Here is a 7,553-nt window from a genome sequence, read left to right on the forward strand (position 1 = left end):
TCCTACCCCCCCCCCCCCCCCCCCCCCCCCCCCCCCTTCCCCCCCCCCCCCCCCCCCCCCCCCCCCCCCCCCCTCCCCCCCCTCCCCCCCCCCCCCCCCCCCCCCCCCCCCCCCCCCCCCCCCCCCCCCCCCCCCCCCCCCCCCCCCCCCCCCCCCCCCCCCCCGCCACCCGCGCCCCGCGGCGGGACGCACCGTCGACCGGGACGCTCACGCCGCCGCCGGCAGATCCGGACGCAGCGGCCAGGCGGGGTCGACCGCCTCCTCCGTGCCACTGCGCGCGAACCACGCCTGCAGACCCCTGGCCTGCGCCGCGTGCCACACCGCCTGCAGGGTGTGCAGCTCACCGGGGGACAGCCGCTCCAGCCGCGCCGCGAAGCGCCGCCCGACCGCCCGGGTGACCTCCAGCGCGGCCGTCGCGTCCGCCGCCGCGTCGTGCGCCCCCTCCAGGGCGACGCCGTAGTGCGCGCACAGGTCGGTCAGGGTGCGGCGGCCCTTGCGGTAGCGGTCCAGGTGCTTGTCGAGCACCCGCGGGTCCAGCACCAGCAGCGGCACCCGCTCGAACCAGCGGCTCAGCGACGAGGCGCGGTGGCGGCGCAACTCCCGGTCCAGCAGGGTGAGGTCGAACGGCGCGTTCATCACCACCAGCGGGCGGCCCGCCCGGACCTGCTCCGCCAGCGACTGCGCCACCTCGTACATCACCGGCGCCGGCCAGCGGCCGTTGCGCTGCAGGTGCTCCTGGGTCAGCCCGTGCACCCGCGTCGCCGCGGCGGGCACCGGCACCCCCGGGTCCACCAGCCAACGGGTCACCCGGGGCCGGGTCCCCGGGGCGTCCTGGACGACGAGAGCGGCCGAGACGATCCGGTCGGTCTCGACGTCCACACCCGTCGTCTCCGTGTCGAAAGCGGCCAGCGGCCCCTCGTACCAGCACGTCATACCCACCAACCCCTTGTTCACCTCCGGCAGTTGACGCCCCGTCCACTGCCCGGTCCGGTGATACCCGGACCGTTTGCGCCGTACGCCGGAAGGAGACAACAGGAGTACGGGTCTTCGCAGTTCACGGACCCGCAACGGGGATCGACTGTTCTGGAAGGCTGTCGGCCATGGCCATCGCGCAGCCCGGACGGGGCGGGCTGCTGCCCGAGCGCACGCCACCCACCCGCGGCACCCTCGCCACCACCGCCTGCATGGAGACCCTGCAGGTCGGCTACCTGCACGCCGTCGCGGCCGCCGCGGGCTGCTCGCTGTCCCAGCCCTTCCCGGACAACGGCATCGACTGGCACGTCAGCCACAGCGCCCCCGGGCACACCGTCGACGACGAGGTCACCATCAAGGTGCAGCTCAAGGCGACCCACCAGATCGCGCCCGGCCCGCCCGGCCGCTCCTTCTCCTTCACGCTCGACAACGCGCACCTGGTGAAGCTCGCCCGCACCCCGGTCTCGGTGCACAAGATCCTCGTCGTCATGCTCGTCCCGCGCTCGCAGGACGACTGGCTGCGGGCCGGCCACGACCGGCTCGACCTGCGGCACTGCTGCTACTGGACCAACCTCGCCGGACACCCGGTCACCGGCCGGCACCGCACCACCGTGCGGATCCCCACCGCGCGCATCTTCGACGACCGGGCGCTGTGCGAGATCATGGCGCGGGTCGGGACGGGAGGAAGACCGTGACGCACCGCCCGGCCCGGGAGCCCCTGCGGCCCGTCCGCCCGTATCCCGCCGGCACCGCCCGGCCGCCCGAGCCCGCCGGGACCGACCCGGCCGTCCTCACGGCCCTCCTGCACCGGCACGGCTGGCGGCGGCGCGGCGGCCCCGCCGGGCGCTACGGCCGCTGGACCCCGCCGGGACCGGACCACGGCACCAGCCTCCTGGTCCCGGAGGGCCGCGCCTTCCCCGACAGCGAGGACCTGCTCGCCGAGGCCCTGCACGCGCTGTCCCGCAGCACCGCGCCCTCCGCCCGCGAGATCCTGCTCGCCCTCGCCGTACCCAGCGACGAGATCCGCTGGTGGCGCGACGTACCGGCCGGCCCCGGCGACGCCACCGCCTGGACCTTCGAGGAGCAGCTGCGCTCCGCCGCCCGTCGGACCCTGCTCGCCGCCGCGCTCGCCACCCGTGCGCGGGCCGGCTTCCACGGCGCCCGGCACCGGCGCCCGGCCGCCGCCGTGCTGGACACCGTGCTGGTCGCACCGGCGCCGGACGGGCGCCGGCTGACCGCGTTCGCCCCCGTCACCACCGGCCGCCCCCTCGCCGTGCGCCTCCACCAGGCCCTGCACGCCACCCGCGAGGCCGTCGACTACCGCCGGGCCACCGGCGGCATGGACGCCTTCGACACCGCCGTCGAGGCGGGCGTCAGCCAGGAGCTCACCGAGGCCCTGGCCGCCCTGGTCCGGGGCACGCAGGGCGCCCGGATCGCCGTGGCGTGGGCCCCGGCGGCCGGCGTCCCCGAGGGCTGCGCGGCCCGCGCCGAACCCGTCGAGTTCACCCCCGGGGACCTGCCCGCGCTGCGCGAGGCCGGTCTCCGCTACCGGCGCGCGGAACCCGCCGTGCCGGTGCGGATCACCGGCACGGTGGTGCGGATGCGCAGGTCCGGGCCGCGCGGCGCGGGCACCGTACGCCTGCGGGTGCTCGCCGGGGCCGAGGTCGGTCACGTCCGGATCACCCTCGGTGAGGAGGACTACCGCATCGCCGGCCACGCCCACCTGGTCGGGCTGCCGGTGCGGGTGCGCGGACGGCTGGAGAGCCGGGGCGGCTTCCGCCGGATGACCGGGGCCGGCGAGGTCGTACCGGTGCGGGTCGACGAGGCCGAGCGGGACCGGCTGATGAAGGCGGTCCGGGAGAACGCCGAGACCGCGGCCTTCTTCGGCGAGGCCTGCGGCCCGGACTGCGGGGAATGACTTCGCGCCGGGCGGGCCGGGGTCGGTACGATCGGGAGCTGTGCGTGCGCTCCGGTACGGCGCCGCAGCCCCACCTTCAGTCAGGAGAGACCGGTGTCAGACGTCCGTGTGATCATCCAACGCGATTCCGAGCGGGAAGAACGCGCGGTGACGACGGGCACCACGGCCGCCGAGCTCTTCGCCGGCGAGCGCTCGGTCATCGCCGCGCGCGTGGCCGGCGAGCTCAAGGACCTCTCCTACGAGGTCAAGGACGGGGAGACCGTCGAGGGAGTGGAGATCTCCTCCGAGGACGGCCTGAACATCCTGCGCCACTCCACCGCGCACGTCATGGCCCAGGCCGTGCAGGAGCTGTTCCCCGAGGCGAAGCTGGGCATCGGCCCGCCCATCCGGGACGGCTTCTACTACGACTTCGACGTGGACAGGCCGTTCACGCCCGAGGATCTCAAGGCCATCGAGAAGCGCATGCAGGCCATCCAGAAGCAGGGCCAGCGCTTCTCCCGGCGCGTGGTGACCGACGAGGCGGCCCGCGAGGAACTCGCCGACGAGCCGTACAAGCTGGAGCTGATCGGCCTCAAGGGATCGGCCTCGCACGACGACGGCGCGGACGTCGAGGTCGGCGCCGGAGAGCTGACGATCTACGACAACCTGGACGCCAGGACCGGCGAGTTGTGCTGGAAGGACCTCTGCCGCGGTCCCCACCTGCCCACCACCCGGAACATCCCGGCGTTCAAGCTGATGCGCAACGCGGGCGCCTACTGGCGCGGCAGCGAGAAGAACCCGATGCTCCAGCGCATCTACGGCACCGCCTGGCCCTCCAAGGAGGAGCTGAAGGCCCATCTGGAGTTCCTCGCCGAGGCCGAGAAGCGCGACCACCGCAAGCTGGGTCACGAGCTCGACCTGTTCTCCATCCCGGAGCAGATCGGCTCCGGCCTCGCCGTCTTCCACCCCAAGGGCGGCATCGTCCGCCGGGTCATGGAGGACTACTCGCGGCGCCGCCACGAGGAGGAGGGCTACGAGTTCGTCTACACCCCGCACGCGACGAAGGGGAAGCTCTTCGAGACCTCGGGCCACCTGGACTGGTACGCCGACGGCATGTACCCGCCCATGCAGCTCGACGAGGGCGTGGACTACTACCTCAAGCCCATGAACTGCCCGATGCACAACCTGATCTTCGACGCGCGCGGCCGGTCGTACCGCGAACTGCCCTTGCGGCTCTTCGAGTTCGGCACGGTCTACCGCTACGAGAAGTCGGGCGTGGTGCACGGCCTGACCCGCGCCCGCGGCTTCACCCAGGACGACGCGCACATCTACTGCACCCGCGAGCAGATGTCCGAGGAGCTCGACAAGACCCTCACCTTCGTCCTGAACCTGCTGCGCGACTACGGCCTGACCGACTTCTACCTGGAGCTGTCCACCAAGGACCCGGAGAAGTTCGTCGGCACCGACGAGGCCTGGGAGGAGGCCACCGAGACGCTGCGCCAGGTCGCCGAGAAGCAGGGCCTGCCGCTGGTCCCGGACCCGGGCGGCGCCGCCTTCTACGGGCCGAAGATCTCCGTGCAGGCCAAGGACGCCATCGGCCGCACCTGGCAGATGTCGACCATCCAGCTCGACTTCAACCTGCCGGAGCGCTTCGACCTGGAGTACACCGCCGCGGACGGTTCCAAGACCCGCCCGGTCATGATCCACCGCGCGCTGTTCGGCTCCATCGAGCGTTTCTTCGCCGTGCTGCTGGAGCACTACGCGGGCGCCTTCCCGGCGTGGCTCGCCCCGGTCCAGGCGGTCGGCATCCCGATCGGCGACGCGCACGTCGAGCACCTGGAGAGGTTCGCCGCACAGGCCCGCAAGCAGGGGCTCCGCGTCGAGGTCGACTCCTCCTCGGACCGCATGCAGAAGAAGATCAGGAACGCCCAGAAGCAGAAGGTGCCGTTCATGGTCATCGCGGGCGACGAGGACATGGCGAACGGCGCGGTCTCCTTCCGCTACCGCGACGGCTCGCAGGAGAACGGCATTCCCGTCGACGAGGCCATCGCGAAGATCGTGAAGGTGGTCGAGGAGCGGGCGCAGGTCTGACCGCCGGACCGCCTCGGGCCCCCGGGAGCGATCCCGGGGGCCTTTGCCGCACCACCCGGACGACGCCATATGCTGCACGCATGACGAGTGAGCCGGAGCAGCAGTCGGGGGTGGGCACGCAGGACGCGTTCCAGCGCCTGTGGACGCCTCACCGGATGGCCTACATCCAGGGGGAGAACAAGCCGACCGGCCCCGGAGCCGACGACGGCTGCCCCTTCTGCTCGATCCCGGCCAAGTCCGACGAGGACGGACTGGTCGTCCGGCGCGGCGAGCTGGTCTACGCGGTGCTCAACCTGTACCCCTACACCGGCGGCCACATCATGGTCGTCCCGTACCGCCACGTCGCCGACTACACGGACCTCACGGCGGACGAGACCGCCGAGCTCGCCGGGCTCACCCAGCAGGCGATGACCGCCCTGCGCACCGCCTCCGGCGCGCACGGCTTCAACATCGGCATGAACCAGGGGACGGTCGCGGGCGCCGGCATCGCCGCCCACCTGCACCAGCACGTCGTCCCGCGCTGGGGCGGCGACACGAACTTCATGCCCGTGGTCGGCCACACGAAGGTGCTGCCGCAGCTGCTGGCCGACACCCGCAAGATGCTGGCGGAGGCCTGGCCCTCCTGAGCGGGGCGGGGTGCCCCGGCCGGGGCACCCCCTCACGCGTCGTACACGTCGGCCTTCTTGGGCGCCGCCTCCTGCACCGCGACGCTGAGGGACGACGACCTCGCACCGAACTTCTCGGTGTCCACGCCGTTCTCCCGCAGCACCTTGATCGCCGCCGCGTGCACCACCCGCAGCACCGGCGTCGCCGCGCGCAGCGCGTCGTCGGCCATGAAGCGGTGCCGCCACGGCTTGTCGGCCCAGGCGTGGCGCAGCCCGAACGGCTCCGGCAGGGTCAGCTTGCCGCCCAGCCAGTCCAGCAGCGGCGGGTACCAGGTCAGCGGCGCGCGGGCGGTCAGGCGCACCACCTCGTCCGTGTCGACCAGGGGGAGCTTCACCGTCCGGGTCTCCCAGAACCTGACCGACTTCTGGACCGACTTCTCCTTGGCCGCCGGCTTGGTGGTGAACAGGGAGTGCACCGGCCCCAGCGCGTGTCCGGTCACCTCGATGCGCAGCGTCTCGTGCAGCACGGTCACCGTGATCAGCATGGTGAGGACCAGCTGGCCGTCCCACAGCGTCCACTGGACGCCCAGGTAGTGCCGGTCGCCCGCGCCGAACTGCTGCTTGTTGCAGATCTCCTGGACGGCGTGCGACTTGACCTGGTACGCCTCGACGTCCGTGCCCTCGGGCCGGGAGACCGCCGTGGCGTTCTCCCCGATGGGCGTGACGATCCAGTGCCGTATCGACGGCTTGGGGAAGCCCCCGGTGTGCAGGGGGCCGCGCTCCAGCATCCGCAGCCGGTCGTGGATGGCCTTGATGACGTCCCAGCTGCGGAACGGGTGGATCTCCCGGTCCGGGTCGGCCGGCACCAGGTCCTCGGCGAGCTGCCAGCTGCCCCAGCGCGTGCCCATGCCGAGGATGCCCTTGGGCCCCGCGTAGAACACGGAGTTGGACTGCTGCTCGGCGCTGAGCCGGGCCAGGGACTGGCGCAGCTGCTCGGCCGCCGTCTCGCCGGGGCTGCGCGGCACCGTCTCGGGCACCTTGGCGCCGACGCTGCTGCCGGAGAGCAGGCTCTCCCAGCGCTCCCTGAGGTCCCTCGCCGTGCGTTCGCAGATCCGCTTGGCCCAGAACCAGCCCACCACCGGGGCGATCACCGCCGCGCGCGCGTACCAGCCCCAGAACCCGCCGAACGGCATGCGGAGCAGGAACAGCACCGCGAGCGCGCCCACCGCGACCAGCAGCGTCGTGGCGAGTGCGCCGGCCCGCTTGTCCTCCCGCCTGGCGACGGTGGTGCGGATCTGGAAGACCAGCAGCCACACGAGGAGGCCGGGCAGGAACAGCAGGCCGCACAGGACCATGACGGCGCTCAGCCAGTTGTCCCGCTCCCGGCGGATGTGGTGCGCCGCGAGGGCGTGCTCCACCACCACCTGCGGCTGGGCCCCGAAGGACTGGATGAGCGGCGCGCGCCCGGCCCCCAGCATCCGGTCGATGATCGCCCGGGAGAACGCCTCGCCCAGATTCGGCCGGAACAGCTTGATCCGGGGCTTGGAGACGGCCGACTGGTGCCATTCGCTGTTGGCCTTGAGTATCTCCTCGGCCTCGTTGTCCCGGTAGGCCGCCGAGGCCAGCGCGAACGTCGGCGTCTGCTCCTCGTCGCCCGTGCGCGGCACCTGCGGACCGAAGAAGTCCGCGAAACCGCTCTCAACGGTCATTCCCGCCCCCGATCGCCGCCACTGTCGTCTTGCGGCCTTCCCGACTTCCTTGTCGCGCACACCTGTTGATCAGGTATTCAGCGTATCCGCAGCCACCGGCGTTCGTCGGCGGACGGCCCAACCCGTCCGCCCGTACGGAGGCGAGGCACCGCGGAGCCGTCCGGCGAAGGACGGGCGTGGGGGGGGGGGGGGGGGGGGGGGGGGGGGGGGGGGGGGGGGGGGGGGGGGGGTAGGGGGGGGGGGGGGGGGGGGGGGGTCTGCTGGGTCTTTTGTTGGCGC

The 7,553-nt window shown here is 73.1% G+C and carries 6 protein-coding genes; 4 read left to right on the top strand and 2 right to left on the bottom strand.

Features of this window, described 5'->3' with window-relative positions; all coding sequences use genetic code 11:
• Positions 1-207 precede the first annotated feature (207 nt).
• Complete coding sequence (locus tag ACZ56B_RS25795; RefSeq protein ID WP_468795348.1) at positions 208-933, bottom strand: exonuclease domain-containing protein; 726 nt, start codon at positions 931-933, stop codon at positions 208-210.
• A gap of 167 nt (positions 934-1,100) precedes the next feature.
• Here ACZ56B_RS25795 and ACZ56B_RS25800 point away from each other — a divergent pair, with 167 nt between their 5' ends.
• The 4 genes from ACZ56B_RS25800 (at position 1,101) to ACZ56B_RS25815 (ending at position 5,586) form a co-directional block, all read left to right on the top strand.
• Positions 1,101-1,667, top strand: a complete 567-nt coding sequence (locus ACZ56B_RS25800; RefSeq protein ID WP_468795216.1) for a DUF4365 domain-containing protein — start codon at positions 1,101-1,103, stop codon at positions 1,665-1,667.
• Positions 1,664-2,890 (top strand): hypothetical protein, encoded by a 1,227-nt coding sequence (locus ACZ56B_RS25805; RefSeq protein WP_468795219.1) that lies wholly within the window; start codon positions 1,664-1,666, stop codon positions 2,888-2,890. Before ACZ56B_RS25800 ends, ACZ56B_RS25805 begins: the two co-directional genes overlap by 4 nt.
• Positions 2,891-2,983: 93 nt before the next feature.
• On the top strand, positions 2,984-4,960 hold the full coding sequence (thrS, locus tag ACZ56B_RS25810; protein WP_468795223.1) for a threonine--tRNA ligase: 1,977 nt from the start codon (positions 2,984-2,986) through the stop codon (positions 4,958-4,960).
• An 80-nt stretch (positions 4,961-5,040) separates the two neighbouring features.
• Positions 5,041-5,586 (top strand): HIT family protein, encoded by a 546-nt coding sequence (locus ACZ56B_RS25815; RefSeq protein ID WP_468795226.1) that lies wholly within the window; start codon positions 5,041-5,043, stop codon positions 5,584-5,586.
• Between the two features lie 32 nt (positions 5,587-5,618).
• Here ACZ56B_RS25815 and ACZ56B_RS25820 read toward each other — a convergent pair whose 3' ends face one another.
• A complete protein-coding gene (locus ACZ56B_RS25820; RefSeq protein ID WP_468795229.1) occupies positions 5,619-7,274 on the bottom strand; it encodes a hypothetical protein in 1,656 nt (551 codons plus the stop codon).
• Positions 7,275-7,553: the final 279 nt, after the last annotated feature.

This window comes from Streptomyces sp. NPDC034670 (assembly GCF_055574875.1).